This window comes from Streptomyces sp. BL1 (assembly GCF_057628045.1).
Genome location: NZ_JBXYWZ010000002.1, coordinates 7663370 through 7679819 on the forward strand (window position 1 = coordinate 7663370; position 16450 = coordinate 7679819).

At 70.7% G+C, this 16450-nt stretch carries 16 protein-coding genes and 1 pseudogene; 7 read left to right on the forward strand and 10 right to left on the reverse strand.

All coding sequences use genetic code 11. The annotated features are described in order from the left end of the window. The first annotated feature begins 133 nt into the window (after nucleotides 1-133). Nucleotides 134-1510 carry a sodium/glutamate symporter gene (locus AC3AGO_RS33705; protein ID WP_487824086.1) on the forward strand — a complete coding sequence of 459 codons (1377 nt, stop codon included), beginning with the start codon at nucleotides 134-136 and terminating at the stop codon, nucleotides 1508-1510. Nucleotides 1511-1578: 68 nt separating this feature from the next. Here AC3AGO_RS33705 and AC3AGO_RS33710 read toward each other — a convergent pair whose 3' ends face one another. Beyond that, complete coding sequence (locus AC3AGO_RS33710; RefSeq protein ID WP_487824087.1) at nucleotides 1579-1767, reverse strand: hypothetical protein; 189 nt, start codon at nucleotides 1765-1767, stop codon at nucleotides 1579-1581. A 110-nt stretch (nucleotides 1768-1877) separates the two neighbouring features. Next, complete coding sequence (locus AC3AGO_RS33715) at nucleotides 1878-2765, reverse strand: LysR substrate-binding domain-containing protein (protein ID WP_487824088.1); 888 nt, start codon at nucleotides 2763-2765, stop codon at nucleotides 1878-1880. A gap of 131 nt (nucleotides 2766-2896) precedes the next feature. On the opposite strand from AC3AGO_RS33715, the gene AC3AGO_RS33720 reads away from it, so the two are divergent. After that, nucleotides 2897-4603, forward strand: a complete 1707-nt coding sequence (locus AC3AGO_RS33720; protein WP_487824089.1) for an NAD-dependent malic enzyme — start codon at nucleotides 2897-2899, stop codon at nucleotides 4601-4603. Nucleotides 4604-4662: 59 nt separating this feature from the next. Here AC3AGO_RS33720 and AC3AGO_RS33725 read toward each other — a convergent pair whose 3' ends face one another. The 3 genes and pseudogenes from AC3AGO_RS33725 to AC3AGO_RS33735 all read right to left on the reverse strand — a co-directional run bounded on the left by AC3AGO_RS33725 (nucleotide 4663) and on the right by AC3AGO_RS33735 (nucleotide 6991). After that, entirely contained in the window at nucleotides 4663-5082 is a 420-nt protein-coding gene (locus AC3AGO_RS33725) for a PLAT/LH2 domain-containing protein (protein WP_487824090.1), read from the reverse strand. A 143-nt stretch (nucleotides 5083-5225) separates the two neighbouring features. After that, a complete protein-coding gene (gene rho, locus AC3AGO_RS33730; RefSeq protein ID WP_487824091.1) occupies nucleotides 5226-6383 on the reverse strand; it encodes a transcription termination factor Rho in 1158 nt (385 codons plus the stop codon). 373 nt (nucleotides 6384-6756) lie between these two features. Beyond that, nucleotides 6757-6991 (reverse strand): annotated as a pseudogene (locus AC3AGO_RS33735) (hypothetical protein). Between AC3AGO_RS33735 and AC3AGO_RS33740 the strand changes: the two are divergent. Further along, nucleotides 6935-7108, forward strand: coding sequence for a hypothetical protein (locus AC3AGO_RS33740; protein WP_487824092.1), 174 nt, complete (start codon nucleotides 6935-6937; stop codon nucleotides 7106-7108). The pseudogene AC3AGO_RS33735 and the gene AC3AGO_RS33740 overlap by 57 nt on opposite strands. A 51-nt stretch (nucleotides 7109-7159) precedes the next feature. Here the strand turns inward: AC3AGO_RS33740 and AC3AGO_RS33745 are convergent, their stop codons facing one another. The 4 genes from AC3AGO_RS33745 to AC3AGO_RS33760 are packed head-to-tail and all read right to left on the reverse strand — an operon-like array spanning nucleotide 7160 to nucleotide 11835. Next, a complete protein-coding gene (locus AC3AGO_RS33745) occupies nucleotides 7160-8560 on the reverse strand; it encodes a Gfo/Idh/MocA family protein (RefSeq protein ID WP_487824093.1) in 1401 nt (466 codons plus the stop codon). A 44-nt stretch (nucleotides 8561-8604) separates the two neighbouring features. Next, nucleotides 8605-9930: an ABC transporter substrate-binding protein gene (locus AC3AGO_RS33750; protein WP_487824094.1), complete on the reverse strand. Its 1326-nt coding sequence runs from the start codon at nucleotides 9928-9930 to the stop codon at nucleotides 8605-8607. 53 nt (nucleotides 9931-9983) lie between these two features. After that, on the reverse strand, nucleotides 9984-10901 hold the full coding sequence (locus AC3AGO_RS33755) for a carbohydrate ABC transporter permease (RefSeq protein ID WP_487824095.1): 918 nt from the start codon (nucleotides 10899-10901) through the stop codon (nucleotides 9984-9986). Then, on the reverse strand, nucleotides 10891-11835 hold the full coding sequence (locus AC3AGO_RS33760; protein ID WP_487824096.1) for a carbohydrate ABC transporter permease: 945 nt from the start codon (nucleotides 11833-11835) through the stop codon (nucleotides 10891-10893). Before AC3AGO_RS33760 ends, AC3AGO_RS33755 begins: the two co-directional genes overlap by 11 nt. 618 nt (nucleotides 11836-12453) lie before the next feature. On the opposite strand from AC3AGO_RS33760, the gene AC3AGO_RS33765 reads away from it, so the two are divergent. The 4 genes from AC3AGO_RS33765 (at nucleotide 12454) to AC3AGO_RS33780 (ending at nucleotide 15633) form a co-directional block, all read left to right on the forward strand. Beyond that, nucleotides 12454-13521 carry a LacI family DNA-binding transcriptional regulator gene (locus AC3AGO_RS33765; RefSeq protein WP_487824097.1) on the forward strand — a complete coding sequence of 356 codons (1068 nt, stop codon included), beginning with the start codon at nucleotides 12454-12456 and terminating at the stop codon, nucleotides 13519-13521. Nucleotides 13522-13838: 317 nt separating this feature from the next. Then, complete coding sequence (locus AC3AGO_RS33770; protein ID WP_487824098.1) at nucleotides 13839-15029, forward strand: Gfo/Idh/MocA family protein; 1191 nt, start codon at nucleotides 13839-13841, stop codon at nucleotides 15027-15029. 117 nt (nucleotides 15030-15146) lie between these two features. Further along, nucleotides 15147-15290 (forward strand): hypothetical protein, encoded by a 144-nt coding sequence (locus tag AC3AGO_RS33775; RefSeq protein ID WP_487824099.1) that lies wholly within the window; start codon nucleotides 15147-15149, stop codon nucleotides 15288-15290. Between the two features lie 205 nt (nucleotides 15291-15495). Further along, entirely contained in the window at nucleotides 15496-15633 is a 138-nt protein-coding gene (locus AC3AGO_RS33780) for a hypothetical protein (RefSeq protein ID WP_487824100.1), read from the forward strand. Nucleotides 15634-15663: 30 nt separating this feature from the next. On the opposite strand, the gene AC3AGO_RS33785 is transcribed toward AC3AGO_RS33780, so the two are convergent. After that, nucleotides 15664-16308 (reverse strand): dihydrofolate reductase family protein, encoded by a 645-nt coding sequence (locus AC3AGO_RS33785; protein WP_487824101.1) that lies wholly within the window; start codon nucleotides 16306-16308, stop codon nucleotides 15664-15666. Nucleotides 16309-16450: the final 142 nt, after the last annotated feature.

Below are 16450 nucleotides of genomic sequence, written 5' to 3' on the forward strand. Positions count from 1 at the left end.
CAGGGCCGCGCGCGAGGGGTGAGGGGGCGGGTTTCCGTTTCGCGCTCCCGGGCTGATAAAAATCTCCGGACCGTAAAGCGCCAGTAAAACCCCGGTATCGAAACCCCATACCAGAACCCAGCCCGGAGACACGATGACATACACGCCCTGGTCGCTCCTGTGCGACGCCGGACTGATAGCCGCCCTGCTGATGACCGGCACCGTCATCCGCGCCCGCGTCGGCTTCGTTCAGCGCCTGATGCTGCCCGCCAGCGTCATCGCCGGCTTCCTCGGCCTGCTGCTCGGCCCCCAGGGTGTGGGCCTGCTGCCCTTCTCCGACCAGCTCGAGACGTACGCGTCCGTGCTCATCGTGGTCGTCTTCGCCTGCCTCGCCCTGACCGACGGCCTCAGCCTCAAGGGCTTCGGCAAGGCCGCCGGCACCTTCGGCTCGTACAACGTCGCCGCGTACGCCCTGCAGGTCGGCCTCGGCGTGATCCTCGCGCTGCTCGTCCTGCAGCCCCTGTGGAACGTGCCCGACGGCTTCGGCGCGCTGCTCTTCGCCGGCTGGGCCGGCGGCTTCGGCACCGCGGCGGCCCTCGGTACGGCCTTCGAGTCCGCGGGCTGGGCCGGCGCGGGATCGCTGGGCTTCACCTCCGCGACCGTCGGCATGCTCACCGGTGTCATCGGCGGCATCATCCTCAACAACTGGGGCGCCCGCCGCGGCCACACCCAGGGCGTCGGCCGCTTCGAGACGCTCCCCGAGGACCTGCGCTCCGGCCTCGTACGGGACGAGAAGGACCGCGAGTCCACCGGCACCGCCACCACCTCGCCGGCCGCCATCGAACCGCTCGGTCTGCAGATCTGCGTCGTCGCCGTGATCGCCGCCGCGGCCTACGGCCTCTCCGAGCTCGTGACCGGCGCCTTCCCCTCGCTGATGGTCCCCGTGTTCGCGCTGGCCTTCATCGTCGGCCTGCTGCTGCGTGCCGTCTTCGCCCGCACCCCGGCCTGGCGCTACGTGGACGGGCAGTCGCTGAAGTCCATCTCCGGCACCGCCACCGACGTCCTCATCACCTGCGGCATCGCGTCGATCGTGCCCAGCCTCGTCGCCGACTTCTGGCTGCCGCTGCTGCTGCTCTTCGCCGTCGGACTCGCGCTGTGCCTCGTACTGTTCCTCTGGGTCGCCCCGCGCGCCTTCGAGGGCAACTGGTTCGAGAAGGCCGTCGTCACCTGGGGCTGGACCACCGGCGCCGCCGCCACGGCCATCGCCCTGCTGCGCATGGTCGACCCGAAGCTGAAGAGCGGCACCCTGGAGGAGTTCGGCGTCGCCTACATCCCGGTCGCCCCCATGGAGACCGTCACCGTGACGTTCGTCCCCGTGATGATCACCGCGGGCGCCGTGTGGGCCGTCGGCGGGCTGTGGGTGACGGCGGGACTGCTGGCTCTCGCGCTGCCCTGGATCTGCGGCTGGGTGCCCCGCCGCGGCGGCGGCTCCGCCGGGAAACCGGCAGTCGAGGAGACCACGAGCGCCTGACGCGTCCGGGCCGTGCCCTCCGTCACCCGTGGGTGGAGGGCCGGCCCGGCCGTGCGTCGTGGCGCCGGCTACTGCTCCTGCGAGCCGGCGCTCGTACTCGCGCCTCTGCCGATGCCCGTGCCCCCTACCGCCTGCTCGGCCTCGCGCAGGACGCGGTCCGCCGTGGCCGCCACATCCGCCGGCACGTTGCCCTGCTCGTCCAGCATCTGCTGGTAGATCGGCGGGTGTTCGGCCTCGGCGTCGACGGTGCTCGTCATGGTGATCCTCTCTGCACTCCTCCCCGCCACGTGCCGGGCGGGCAGCACAGGATATGCACAGCCGGGCGCCTGTCCGGAAGGCGGCCTGAGCAGCGTGAACACGCTCACACTCAGGGGAGGAGGAGCGGTGCCCGCTCCCGTACGTGCGCGACGAAGCACTGCGAGGAGGGCGGCAGCGTACGGGCGGACACCTGCGCGACGCCGAGATCCCGTGCGCACAGCACATCTGTCACCGGAAGATAGGGGACGGCGGGCTCCGCGGCGGCCAGCGGAGCGGGCAGCAGAGACACTCCCAGCCCGGCCGCGACGAGCCCGCGCAGCGTCTCCACCTCCTCGCCCTCGAAGCCGGCATGTGGCGTGAATCCGGCCTCCCGGCACAGCGTTTCGGTGATGCCGCGCAGTCCGTACCCGGGGCGCAGCAGGACGAAGGACTCGTCCGCCGCGTCCGCCAGCCGTACCCGGCGCCGCCGGGCCAGCCGGTGACCGGGCGGTACGGCCAGCAGCAGCGGCTGAGCGAGCAGCCGCTGCCACGCGATGAGGGGATGTCCCGGGTCGCGGCCGGTGATCGCGAAGTCCACGGTGCCGTCCAGGAGATCGCTCACGAGGCCGTCCTCGCCGTCCTGGTGCAGTTCGAACCGGGCCGCGGGGAACCGCTCCCGGTAGCTGCCCAGCAGCGGCGGCACCAGCCACGTGCCGAGTGTGTGCAGGAACGCGAACGGGATCAGCCCCCGCTCGGGGTCGACCACCTCGGCCGCCACCCGCCGCCCCTGGTCGTACTGGTCCAGTACGCCGTCCACGTACCCGCGGAACGCGCGCCCGGCGGGAGTCAGGCGCAGCGCGCGGCCCACCCGCTGGAACAGCTCGGCGCCCACCTCCTGTTCGAGGCGGCCCAGTGCTCTGGAGAGCGCGGGCTGCGTGAGGCGGGCCTCGGCGGCGGTGTCGGTCACGGTCGCGCCGTCCGCGACGGCCTGGAAATATCGCAGTACCTGCAGGTCCATGGCATGCATGCTGTCACGTCATGGGTGCCAGAAGTTCAAGGCATTGGACGCATGCGACGAGCGCAGCGAGGCTGGAATCCGCACGCCGGGCAGCGGCCCGGCGGAACGCCGGAAGGCAGGAAACACCCCGCATGAACACGCACTGGAACGCCGCCGAAGGCCGGTACGAGACCCGCTCCCGGGGCCGCGCCGTACTCGCCGACCCCCGGCTCAACCGCGGCACCGCCTTCACCCGCGAGGAACGCCGCGACCTCGGTCTGGTCGGCCTCATGCCGCCGCAGGTCCTCACCCAGGACCAGCAGGCGGAACGCGCGTACAAGCAGTACGCGACGCAGCCCGACGACCTGGCGAAGAACGTCTATCTGACCGCCTTGCACGACCGGAACGAAGTGCTGTTCTACCGGCTGCTGGCCGACCATCTCTCCGAGATGCTGCCGATCGTCTACACGCCGACCGTCGGCAGCGCCATCGAACGCTACAGCTACGAATACCGCCGGCCGCGCGGCGTCTACCTGTCGGTGGACGCGCCCGACGACATCGAGCGCTCACTGCGCGCCTCGGGCCTCGGCGCGGGCGACATCGACCTGATCGTGGCCACCGACGGCGAGGGCATCCTCGGCATCGGCGACTGGGGCGTCGGCGGCATCGACATCGCCGTGGGCAAGCTCGCCGTCTACACCGCGGCGGGCGGCGTCGACCCGGCCCGCACCCTCGGCGTCATGCTCGACGTCGGCACCAACCGCGAGGAACTGCGCGACGATCCGCTCTACCTGGGCAACCGGCACTCCCGCGCCGACCGCGAGACGTACGACGCCTTCATCGACGCCTACGTGACCACGGCCCGGCGCCTCTTCCCCGAGGCCCTGCTGCACTGGGAGGACTTCGGCTCCGCCAACGCGAGCCGGATCCTGGACCGTTACCGCGAGCACGAGTTCACGTTCAACGACGACATCCAGGGCACCGGCGCCGTGAATCTCGCCGCCGTCCTCTCCGGCGTCAAGGCCGCCGGGACCGCGCTGTCCGACCACCGCATCGTCGTCTTCGGCGCCGGAACCGCCGGCGTCGGCATCGCCGACCAGCTCCGCGACGCCCTCGTCGCCGAAGGACTCAGCGCCGAGGACGCCGTCGGACGGCTGTGGGGCGTGGACCGGTACGGGCTGCTCACCGACGACCAGACCAGCCTGACCGACTCCCAGACCCGCTACGCCCGCCCCGCCTCCGAAGTGGCCGACTGGGAGCAGGACGAGAAGCTGGGCGGCATCCCGCTGGCCGAGGTCGTACGCCGTGTCCGGCCGACCGTCCTGATCGGCACCTCCGGCCAGGGCGGGTCCTTCACCGAAGAGGTGGTGCGGGAGATGGCCTCGCACACCGAACGCCCGATCATCCTGCCGATGTCCAACCCCACGCCGCTGGCCGAGGCGAAACCCGAGGACCTGCTGCGCTGGACCGACGGCAAGGCCCTCGTCGCCACCGGCAGCCCCTTCGAGCCCGTGACGTACAAGGGCACCACCCACCAGATCGGCCAGGCCAACAACGCGCTGATCTTCCCGGGCCTCGGCCTGGGCGCGACCCTGGCGCGGGCCACGCGGATCACCGACGGCATGCTCTCCGCCGCTGCCCACGCCGTGGCCGGGCACATCGACCCGACCACGCCGGGTGCCGCGATCCTCCCCCTCACCGGCGAACTCCGCGGCGCCTCCGCCGCGGTGGCCTCCGCGGTGGCACGTGCGGCAGCCGATGAGGGGGTCGCACGCGAACCCGTCGACAACGACACGATCGACGAACGGGTCCACGCCGCCATGTGGCAGCCCGACTACCCGCCGATCAAGGCGGTCTGAGGCTGTACGGGAAGCGGGCCGGGACCGGTCCCGGCCCGCGGGTCACCGCGTACGGTGGGTCACTGGCGCTTGAGGTACAGGGTGCGGCCGCCGTCGAGGGCCATCCACAGGCGCTTGTCGCCGTCCAGCACCGGCCTGTTGCCGTAAGTGATCTGCTGCGCGCCGGGGTTGACGGTCACGGTCACGTTCTCCAGGGCCCAGTTGTCCTTGGCGTCCACGGGGCTCAGGTGCACGTAGGCCGGGAAGTGCTGGAGCTCTTCGGTGTCGAGCTGGGGCTTGCGCGGGTCGTTGCCGGGCGGGTTGAAGACGTTCGACCCGGCGCCGAGGACGAAGGTCTGTGTCATGCCGCGCTCGAAGTCGTTGACGCCGGTGTCGAGGACGAACTCGCGTCCGCAGATGCCGATGCTGACTTTCCCGTCGGTCCCCGCGCCTTCGGTGTCCGCCGTCTGCACGGTCACCTGGATCGTGGTGATGTTCATGTGTTTCCCCCTTGGTCGCGGTCCCGCCGGTTGCGGTGCCGCCTGTCAGGGTTGAAACGCCCCGCACCCATGACGCGGTTCCCGAATTGCCCCAAATACGGCGCATGTGGGACCAGTTGGGGGACGCACGCGAGCGGCGATTGTCATGCGCCGGGGACGGTCTGCCGTACCTGCTGCAAGAAGGCCGCGTTGTCCGGGGTGTGCCGCATCCTCTCCAGCAGCGCCTCGGTGCCCGTCTCGCCGCTGTGGCTGTCGAGGGCCCGGCGCAGTGCGCGTACGGCACTCAATTCGGGGGCGGGGACGAGGAGTTCGTCGCGGCGGGTGCTGGAGACGGTGAGGTCGACGGCGGGGAAGACGCGCTTGCCCGCCAGCGTGCGGTCCAGGCGCAGCTCCATGTTGCCGGTGCTCTTCAGCTCCTCGAAGTAGAAGTCGTCGGCGCGGGATCCGGTCTCGACCAGAGCGGTCGCCAGAATCGTCAGCGAACCGCCCTCCTCGGCCTGCCGTGCGGCGCCGAAGAACTTCTTGGGGCCCTGCAGCGCGCCGACGTCGACGCCGCCGGTGAGCGTCTTCCCGCCCGCGGGCGCCGAGTTGTTGTGGGCGCGGCACAGCCGGGTGAGGGAGTCCATCAGGAGGACGACGTCCTGGCCCTGCTCGACGAGCCGTTTGGCGCGTTCGACGGCCAGCTCGGCGAGCGCGGTGTGCTCCTTCGCCGTCCGGTCGAAGGTGGAGGCCAGCAGCTCGCCCCGTACCGTACGGCGCATGTCGGTGACCTCCTCGGGGCGTTCGTCGAGGAGGAGCACCATGAGGTGGCACTCGGGGTGGTTGCGGGCCACCGCGGCGGCGACCTGCTGGAGCAGCATCGTCTTGCCGGTCTTCGGCGGTGCCACGATCAGTCCGCGCTGTCCCTTGCCGACCGGGGTGAACAGGTCGAGGACGCGTGTCGTCAGCCCGCCGGCGGGGCCGTCCAGGTGGAGCCGGTCATGGGGGTGTACGGGGGTGACGTCTCGGAAGTGCGGCCGGCCGCGCAGATCAGGTACCGGACGGCCGTTGACGCGTTCGACTGTCGCGAGCGTACCGGGGCGTGAGCAGGTGCCCACCACCAAGTCGCCCTGCCGCAGGTCGTGTTGGCGGATCAGCGCCGCCGGGAGCTGGACATCCTCGGGAGTGGGCAGGCCGTTGCCGGTGCGCAGAAGCCCCTGCCCGTTCCGCGCGGGGGCGAGGACGCCTGCCGCGTGGACCGGGGCTTCCGGCCGTTCCGGCGCGTCGGGAGAGGGAGGTTGAGTGAGTGTGGTCATGGTCATCGGTGACCTTTCGGTTGAGCGGCGCCGAGGCGCAGGAGTACGGAAGGGGAGGGGCTGCGCGAGGGCGGCGTTGTCACGCCCCGCGGGCGGGCGGTGAGCACGGCACGCAGTCGGAAGAGTCCGGCTGCCGAAAAGCTCTGACCGCCTGAGGGCCCGGCCGCTGAAAGCCGCCGGTGAGGCCCGGAAGTGCCCCGGGAATGAAGTGGAACCGTGCGACGGGCCACTGGGACGCCGCTGCGAGGCGGACGCGGCAGTGACCGCGCGGTGAAAAGGAATCCGGCACCGGAGCCTCGAAGAAGGGGGCTCTTACGCGTGCCACACACACCGTACCACCGTCGTTCGCGGGGACGGCAGGAGTCGGGGCGGGAAAGCTCTACTCGGGCAGCGGGCGCTCGGCGACGGCATGCTTCATGACCAGGGTCGACGTCAGGCGCTGCACGCCGGGCAGGGTGGCCAACTCCCGGTCGTAGAGCTGCTGGGAGGCCTCCAGGGTCGACGACGGCGCGGTAGCCGCGGATGGCGCCGGACCGCTCCGGCTCACGCGCGCGCCGGTGGCAGGGCGAGACGCTCAGCTGTACGCGCGCGGCCAGGTCGGTCGGCGGGCTGATGTCGGATACGTGGGCTGCACGCTGCCGGCGGTGGCCGCCCGGGCCGTCACCCGGGGCAGCGGCGCCATGATGATCGTCATCGGCGCGTTCCTCCTCGTGGAACGCCTGGTCACGTGACAGCCCCGGCCCGCTCTTCGGGGCGGGCCGGGGCGGGTCGGGGGCTGGCGGTCACTTCCAGCGCAGGCCGAGGGAGTCCATGGTGACGGGCTGCCCTGTGGCGAGGCTCTGGTTGATGCCGACGCCGACCGCCACGCTGTGCAGGCCGTCGACGTAGCCGGCCTGACGGCGCAGCGGGTCCTCGCCAGGGCCCTGGAAGATGTCCCGAAGGAGCAGCGCGTCGCCGCCGCCGTGGCCGCCCTCGCCCTCGTGGATGGGGACTTCCCTGGCCTCGTCCCAGTGCTGCTGGACGATCAAACGGCTGCCGTTCGTACGGACACCGGCGTCCGCGCTGTCGGTGTCACGGGTGACGCTGGGGTCGACCGCCGGGCGCGTGTCCTTCTTCCACCGCAGCACTTTGGAGGCGGCGCCGGACGGTACGTGGGCGCGTTCGACGACCTCCAACTCGGCCCGCCCGCGGCTGCCGTTGACGGCGACCCGGTACCCCTCCCAGGGGCTGTGCGCGGTCAGCGAGTAGGACATGGAGGCACCGCCCCGGTACCCGACAAGGACGCTGAGGGTGTCCTCGATGGTGATGTCCGGGTCGAAGACGTCCCGGTCCCGCAGATACCCGTCCTCCCCTTCGCCCTGCAGGTAGAGGGAGTTGAGGTCGGCGTCGGCGGACATGTCGAAGCCGAACGGGTCGTCGGGGGCGGCCTCGCGGCCCAGTCGGGGACGCTCTCCTTCGGGGCGGCCGGCGCCGTGGTCGCCGTAGAAGCGCAGTCCGCCCAGGGCGTGTACGACCGAAGGGGTGTCGTCGAGCCACCAGTTGACCAGGTCGAAGTGGTGGGTCGCCTTGTGTACGGGCAGTCCGCCGGAGGAGGCCTTGTCGCGGTGCCAGCGGCGGAAGTAGTCGGCCCCGTGCACGGTGTCCAGCAGCCATTCGAAGTGCACCGACAGGACCTTGCCGACGGTGCCGTCCGCGATCACTTCCCGCAGCGCCGAATTCCGGGGCGAATAACGGTAGTTGAAGGTGAGGGTCAGCCGCGCCGAGGAGGCCTCGGTGGCTTCCTGGATGGTGCGCAGGCCCTCCGCGTCGGTGGTCAGCGGCTTCTCGCACACCACGTCGACCCCGGCGCGCAGCGCGGTGCACACGGCGTGCGCGTGAGTGTGGTCGGGGGAGCAGACGACGAGGACGTCGACCTGTTCCTCGTCGAGCATCCGCTCCAGCTGCTCGGGCCGGTAGTGGCGGGGCTGGTGTCCGGCCGCGCGCACCTTGTCGTCGTAGTGGCGCATGCGGTTCTCGTTGGTGTCGCACCAGGCGACCGGCGCCGCCTCCTCCTGGTACGTCGAGAGCATGGCGTTGACATACATGGCGGCGCGGTGGCCGGTGCCGTAGACGGCGTACCGGCGCGGCAGTCCGGTGCGTTCCGGGGCGTGCGGGGCGCCTGCGGGGGCGGGCGTCCGGGACATGGATACCTCCGTGGTTCAGATGCTGCGGCCGGTGAACGGCCGGACTACTGGGCGGACTTGATGAGCCCTTCCATCTCGTCGATGAACCGGTCCGCGGCGGCACGGGGTTGCAGCCGGCCGAAGAGGACCTCCTCGGCGTACCGGGAGATGACGTCCTCGACGCTGCTCGCGCCGTTGGGGGCCAGCGGTGGAGGCTCGCCCGCCTTGCCCTTCTCCAGCTTCTCGACGTACTTCATGGCCAGGCTGTCCTCGGGGGTCAGGATGTCCCGGATGGCCTCGCGGGAGCGGGTCGTGGCGGGAATGCCGCGTTCGGCTCCCAGCGTCTTGGCGCCCTGGCCGCCGTCGCCGACCAGGAAGTTGACCAACAGGGCCGCCTCGGCGGGGTGTTGGCACTGCGAGGAGACCGACCAGTACATGCCGGACTTGAGGTACTGGTAGCCGCGCGGACTGCCCTTGCGTACGGGCGGGTCGACGAGGGTGAACTTCATCTTGCCCCCGGCGGCGGCGGTGTAGGCGACGAGCTGGTTGCACCAGCCCGGCGCCGTGATGATCTTCCCGTTGGGCAGCGGGGTCTGGTCGAGCGGCAGCACCTCGCTCTCCACGAGGGTGCCCGCGCTGGGTGCCACTCCGGACCGCGACCAGTCCCGCGCCTGCTGCCAGTACGCGGCGAGCGTGTCGGGGCTGACGTCCATCTTGCCGTCCGCGGTGAAGAGGTTCTCGCCGTACTGGCGGGCGTACAGCTGCGGGGTGCCGGAGCCGCCGAGCGGGATGGCGCCCGACACCTTCCCGTCGGAGGCCTTGTAGGCCTGCGCGCCGAGGCGTTCCATGTCGTCCCAGTCCCAGGAAGCGGTGTCGGGCAGCCGCAGCCCGAGCTCCTCGAGGACGGTGGTGTTCACCAGGAAGCCGAGCGCGGTCACCGTGGCCGGCGCCGCGTAGAGCCTGCCGTTGTACCGGCCGGTGTCGAGGACGTCCTTCTCGTAGAGGTCCCCCCGGAAGTAGCGGGACTTCTCCAGGTCCAGGAGGCCTCCCCGGTCCGCGTACGAGGCGAGGTAGAGCTGGTCCATCTGGATCACGTCGGGGGCGTTGCCGCCGGCGGCGGAGGTGGCGAGGCGGTCCCAGTAGCCGGTCCAGTCGGCGAACTCCGTCTTCACCGTGATGTTCGGGTACTTCTTCTCGAACTGCCGGACGGCCTTGATGGTTGCCTGGTGCCGGGCGTCCCCGCCCCACCAGGTCAGCCGGAGTGTGACCCGTTCCTTGCTGAGCCGGTCGGCCCCCGGCTCGCCGCCCACGGCGCACCCGGTGAGTGCGCCGGTCAGCAGGCCTGCCATGGCCAGGCACGTCTCCCTGCGGCCCGGGCGGTAGCGGAGCATGGGCTTTCCCCTCGGTGGCGAATTGCGTGGTGTGCCTGTCACTTGACGCCCGTTCATTTCACGCCCGTGGTGGCGATGCCGCGGATCAGGAAGCGCTGGCCGATGGCGAAGGCCAGCAGCACGGGGAGGATCGAGATCGTGCTCATGGCGAACATCGAGCCGTAGGAGGACTGGGTCTGCGCGTCGATGAAGGACCGCAGCGCGACCGGGACCGTGTACAGCTCGGGGTCGGTGACGAAGACCAGTTGGGTGAAGAAGTCGCCCCAGGTCCAGATGAAGGTGAAGATCGCGGCGGTGGCCAGGGCCGGTTTCATCAGCGGCAGGATGATCTGCAGGAAGATCCGGGGGTGGCCCGCGCCGTCGAGCCGCGCCGCGTTGTCCAGATCGCGGGGCAGTCCGCGGATGAACTGCACCATGAGGAAGATGAAGAAGCCGTCCGTGGCAAGGAACTTGGGCACGATCAGCGGCAGGAAGCTGTTGATCCAGCCGAGTTGGGCGAAGATCACGTACTGCGGCACGATCACCACGTGGATCGGCAGCATGATGGACATCAGCATGATCGCGAAGGCGGTCTTCCGGAACCGGAAGGACAGCCGGGCGAAGGCGTACGCCGCCATCGAGCAGCTGATCAGGTTGCCGATGATCGCGCCGAGCACGACGATCGCCGAGTTGATCAGGTAGGTGCTGAACGGCTTGCTCAGCGCGTTCCAGCCGTCGGTGTAGTTCTCCTTGGCGAAGGTGTCGAGGAACAGCCCGGTGTCGGAGAAGATGCGCCCGTCCGGCCGCAGCGAGCTGACGAGCATCCACAGCACGGGGTAGAGCGCGACCACCACCATGGCGATGATCAGCACATGTTTGAGGACTCTGCGCGCCACGATCTTGCGGGGTTCGCGGGGCGGAGCCGGCGGGGGAGCGGCCGGCGGGTTCACCGCGCGTGCCGGGGTCTGTGTGGTCAGATTCTCAGTCGTCATAGAACACCCAGTACTTCGCGGCCCAGAAGTTGATGGCGGTGAACGCGCCGATGATGACGAGCAGGAGCCAGGCGAGCGCGGAGGCGTAGCCCATCAGGAAGGATCCGAAGCCCTCCTGGTAGAGGTACAGCGTGAAGAAGAGGGTGGAGTCCGCGGGCCCGCCGGTGCCGCCGGAGACGATGAACGCCTGGGTGAAGGACTGGAAGGCGTTGATGATCCCGAGCACCAGATTGAAGAAGATCATCGGTGTCAGCAGCGGCAGTGTGATGGCACGGAAGCGGCGCCAGGGTCCCGCGCCGTCGGTGGCCGCGGCCTCGTAGTACTGCCGCGGGATCTGCCGCAGTCCGGCGAGGAAGATCACCATGGGGGAGCCGAACGTCCAGACGTGCAGCAGGATGATCGTGCCGAGCGCGGAGTCCGGGCTGGCGATCCAATTCTGGCCCTCGATACCGAAGTTGCTCAGCAGACCGTTGAAGAGACCATCCTCGCCGAAGACCACCCGCCACAGCACGGCGATCGCCACGCTGCCGCCCAGCAGCGACGGCAGATAGAGCGCCGAGCGGTAGAACGACAGCCCGCGCATGCCGCGGTCCAGCACGATGGCCAGCGCGAGAGCCACCGCCAACTGGCAGGGCACGCCGATCCCGACGTACGCGAAGGTCACCCCGAGCGAGGAGTGCAGGCGCTCGTCGTCCAGCATCCTGGTGAAGTTGTCGAGGCCCGTGAAGTTGGCGTCCTGCAGCAGGTTGTAGTCGGTGAAAGCGAGATAGAGCGAGATCAGCATCGGGCCCGCGGTGAGGCCGACGAGCCCGATCAGCCACGGCAGGAGAAAGACGGCGGCGGCCTTGTTGTCGCGGTTGGCGGACTTCTTCTCGGCCTTGGTGAGCTTCCCCGTCCGGGAGGCAGCGATGCGCTGCAGCTCGGCAATGCTCATGGCAGCACTCTCCGTTGGCGGGCCGGCCGGGCGGACCGGGCCGGTGGACCGGTCCGGCGCAGGCGTCGGCCTGCCGTCCTGGGCGTGCCCCTGGGACAGGCCGCAGTGGCTGCGGAATCCACGGACACCACCTCCTTCGCGTGTGTGCTGTTGTGCTGCAGGCGCCTGCCGAGCAGGACTGCAACGTTTCAATCGGGCGTCGTACGGAGTCGGCCGCGGCCGGGAGCGGCCGCAGGTCGTGATGCAACGGGCTGCGGTGCGTGCGTACTTCGGTGCGTGCGTGCTTCGGTCGCCGTACGGAAGACAGAAAGCGCTTACTCGTGGAGCGTTCAGTGCCCCGGAGAGTGGCGGGCTCGGTGCGGGAACAGTAGGAGCGGCAAAATGTTCACGTCAACATCCGTGCAGTGGCGGATTGTTGGCGCGGCCGCGCCGGGCGTGTAGCGGGGGTACGGATTCCGCTCCGGTGCCCGGGCCGCGCTCATCGCCGGGCTGTACCGCGTGCTGCGCTGCGCCGGGTGGCGCGCCACGTGTCGTACGCCGGACCGGGGCCCGTACCAGCACTGCCGCTGGATCCGTTCCGTAGGCTGAACGCGACCGGAGAAGGGGTGGTGGGAGGCCATGAGCGGACAGCCGTACGGGGCAGGGGAGTTGACCGCCCGCAGGCGCGAGACCTCGATGGCCGATGTCGCACGGGTGGCGGGTGTGTCCGGGCAGACCGTGTCCCGCGTGGCCAACGGGCACAGCAGCGTCCGGGCGGCGACGCGGGAGAAAGTGCTCGCCGTCATGCGGGAGTTGGACTACCGGCCGAACAGCGCGGCACGCGCGCTGAGATCGGGCCGGTTCCGCAGTCTCGGCGTCATCGTCTTCACGCTGAGCTCCTTCGGCAACCGGCGCACCCTGGAGGCGATCACGGTCGCCGCGGCCGAACAGCGCCACACCGTCACGCTCATGCCGCTGACCCGGCCGACGCACTCGGACGTTCTGGCGGCGCTGGACCGGCTCGGCGAACAGGCCGTGGACGGCGTCATCGTCCTCATCGAGTCCCATCTGCTGGACGCCGTGGGCGCGAAACTGCCCCACGGGATTCCCCTCGTGGTCGTCGACTCCCGGGTCGCCGACCGGCTGCCCGTGGTCGACACCGACCAGTTCCAGGGGGCCCGCCTGGCCACGGAACATCTCCTCGCGCTCGGCCACGACACGGTCTGGCATGTGGCAGGCCCCGCGGACTCCTCCTCGGCCGCCCTGCGCCTGCGCGGCTGGCGCGAGACACTCACGGCGCACGGCCGCCCGGTACCCGAGCCGCTCCGGGGTGACTGGAACGCCGACTCCGGCCACGCGGCGGGGGAGGTGCTGGCCCAACGGCCCGGCGTGACAGCGGTGTTCACCGCGAACGACCAGATGGCACTGGGGGCGCTGCGCGCGCTCGCGGAGGCCGGCCGGCGCGTGCCGCGGGATGTGAGCGTCGTCGGGTTCGACGACATGGAGGAAGCACGCAACTTCCTCCCCTCCCTGACCACGGTCCACCAGGACTTCGACGTCATCGGCCGGACCGCCGTCCAGGCCCTGCTCCAGGACATCGAGGGCGGCCCCCCGGCCGCGTACACGGGTGTGGCTCCCCGCCTCGTCGTACGCGACAGCACGGCGCCGCCTGCGCGCCGCGGGCGCGGGGGCAACCGGCATACGTAAGGCGGGCTGCGGTTGCCTCCCGGGCTGTGTCGTGGGTCGGCGCCGAGAACGGGGCGCGTGTGCAAGGCGGTTGGGCCGTCGGCGACTTCGCTCGGCCCTCCCTGCGTCCTGGGGCCGTCGCCGTGAGCAGTGTGGCGCTGACGCCTGGCGGCCAGGCCTATTTGTGAACGGGGTTGACGTACTGTGTGGGGGCGACCTACTTTCCGCTGGGAAGATCGCCGCGCGTCGCCGTGACGAGGGGCGCCGTACTACGGAGCGAGGGGTCTCATGCCGCGCTGTGCTGTCAGGCGGGCCGCCGTGTCCGGCGGGAGGCTCCTGTGACCGCCTCACCTCCGCCCTGGCCTGTGGTGCTCGTCGGGGCTCGTGGCCACGGCCGTCAACACCTGGAGCGCGTACGGGAGTTGCAGCAGGCCGGACGTGTACGGCTGGCCGGCGTATGCGAGCTGACGCCCCTGAGTGACGAGGAGCTGGCGGGTCTGGGCCGCCCCGAGCAGTCCGCCGACCTGGACGCGCTGCTGCGGCGTACCGGTGCCCGCGTGGCCATCGTGTGCACCCCCATCGCCACCCATCTCGAACTGACCCGCGTCGCCGCCGCGCACGGCGTCCACCTGCTGCTGGAGAAGCCCCCGACCCCGTCCTGGGACGCGTTCGCGCAGCTGTCGCGGACCGTCGAAGAGGCCGGTGTCGCCTGCCAGATCGGCTTCCAGTCGCTTGGCTCGCACGCCCTGCCCGCGGTGCGACGTCTGGTGGAGGAGGGCGCGATCGGCACGGTACGCGGTGTCGGCGCCGCCGGCGCCTGGACGCGCGAGGACACGTACTTCCGCCGCGCACCGTGGGCCGGCCGACGACAGTTGGACGACGGTACGCCCGTCACGGACGGCGTACTGACCAACCCCCTCGCGCACGCCGTCGCCACCGCCCTCGCCCTGAACGGCACTCCGTACGCCCCGCAAGTACGCGGCGTACAGACCGAGTTGTACCGGGCCCATCCCATCGAGTCCGACGACACCTCCTTCGTCTCCGTCGCGACGGAGAACGGACCCGTCACGGCCGCCGCCACCCTCTGCGCGGAGGAGCCCGGCGAGCCGTACGTGACCGTGCACGGCAGCACCGGCAGCGTCACGTTCCACTACAAGCAGGACAAGGTGACGCTGCGTCGCGACGGCTTCCCCGACGAGGAGCAACTTCACGGCCGTACGGGCCTGTTGGAGAACCTGCTGGACCACCTCGACCACGGCACCGAGCTGCTCGTGCCGCCCGCCGCGACCGGTGCGTTCATGCGCGTCGTGGAAGCGATACGTACCGCGCCCGAGCCGGCCGCCCTGCCCCCGGGCGCGTACGCCGCCGTGCCGACGCCGGGCGGTGAGCGCCGTGTGGTGACCGGCATCGACGCGCTCGTCGCGGCCAGCGCCGAGCAGCTGCGCGGCTTCCACGCCCTGAACGTGTGGTGGGCCACCGCGCCGCAGTCCGCCCCGGCGGAGCCAGGGTCCCGCGCCACCCGGAAGTGACGAGCGCACCGGACGAGCGCATCAGGGTTACGGGGCCCGCTGCCCGGTCAGGTGACGATTCGGTTGCGAACGCTGAGTTGTGCAATACCCCCGGAGAGCGACGGTGTTGAACCGGACATGAACCGTTTCTCCGACCGTTTTCCTCAGCCGGTACGCACTGTGGGCGAGAGCATGAAGAACTTCCCCACCCGTGAGGTGATGGTGGGCCTCGCCGTCCTCACCGTCGCCGTCGCAGCCGTCACCACCACCGTGGCCATGTGACCTCTGCCGAGCCGACGCTCCGCAGTCCCGGTGTTCCGCCGGCCGTGCCGTGGCCGGCGGACAGCGTGCTCACCCACCTGTCGGCGGCCAGTCCCGTATTTCGCGGGTCGTTGATTCGGCTGGAGAGCAGGGCCGGGCGGTGTCCACACGGACCCGTCGACGCTGCTCCGGGCCCGATCCCCGGGCGGAGCTGACGCACGGCCAGGTGATCGAGGTGCTGGTGGCCAACCGGCTGACCGCTCCGGCGCCGCTGTTCAGGGGCGGGGACTGGGCCCGTAGTTGGGCGGTGGAGGAGGCCTTTGGCGTCGAGGACGACCAGCCGGGCGGCGGCGGGCGCCGGTGACGGAGCCCGTGCCGGCCGGCCGGCACGGGCTCACTTCCGCCAGAACAGGTGGTGCGTCACGCCGCTCGGGCTGGGCACGACGTCCTGGTGGAATCGGTCGAGCAGCTCCTCGGGGGACTCCCACAGCCGGGCCCCGGAGCCGAGCTTCGTCGGGGCGACCGCCACATGCAGGGTGTCGACGAGGCCGGCCTCGAGGAACTGCCGGATGGTCGTGGCCCCACCGCCGAGCCGGACGTCCTGGCCCTGAGCCGCTTCCTTCGCCCGGTCGAGCACCGTGGCCGGGTCCCCGCCGACGAAGTGGAACGTGGTGTCGGAAAGCGTGAACGACGGGCGCTTGTGGTGCGTCATGACGAACACCGGTGTGTGGAACGGGGGCTCGTCACCCCACCACCCCTGCCACTCGTGGTCCTGCCAGGGCCCGCGCTGCGGCCCGAACTTGTTGCGGCCCATGATCTCGGCGCCGATGTTGCGGGCGTAGTCCCGCGTGAAGTAGTCGTCCAGACCTCGGCTACCAGATCCGGAGCGCTTGACGGGCGGGTGGTCGGTGGCGAAGGCCCAGGCGAGCAAGTTCCCCGGATCGGCATGCCCGAACGGCCTCTCGAAGCTCTGGCCTTCGCCGGCGCCGAACCCGTCGCTCGAGACGGTGAAGTTCTGGACCCGCAGCAACTGGCTCATGTGGCTCCCCCTGCTTCGCGCTTTCTGATCACTGGCGAACGGTAGACCGGCCGGGCCGGGAAAACTCATCGCCGCATCGTGCGGTTCTCATCGGGCTCCCGCAGTCGCGCGCCGGGCGACGACCACCGGGGGACGTCGCCCG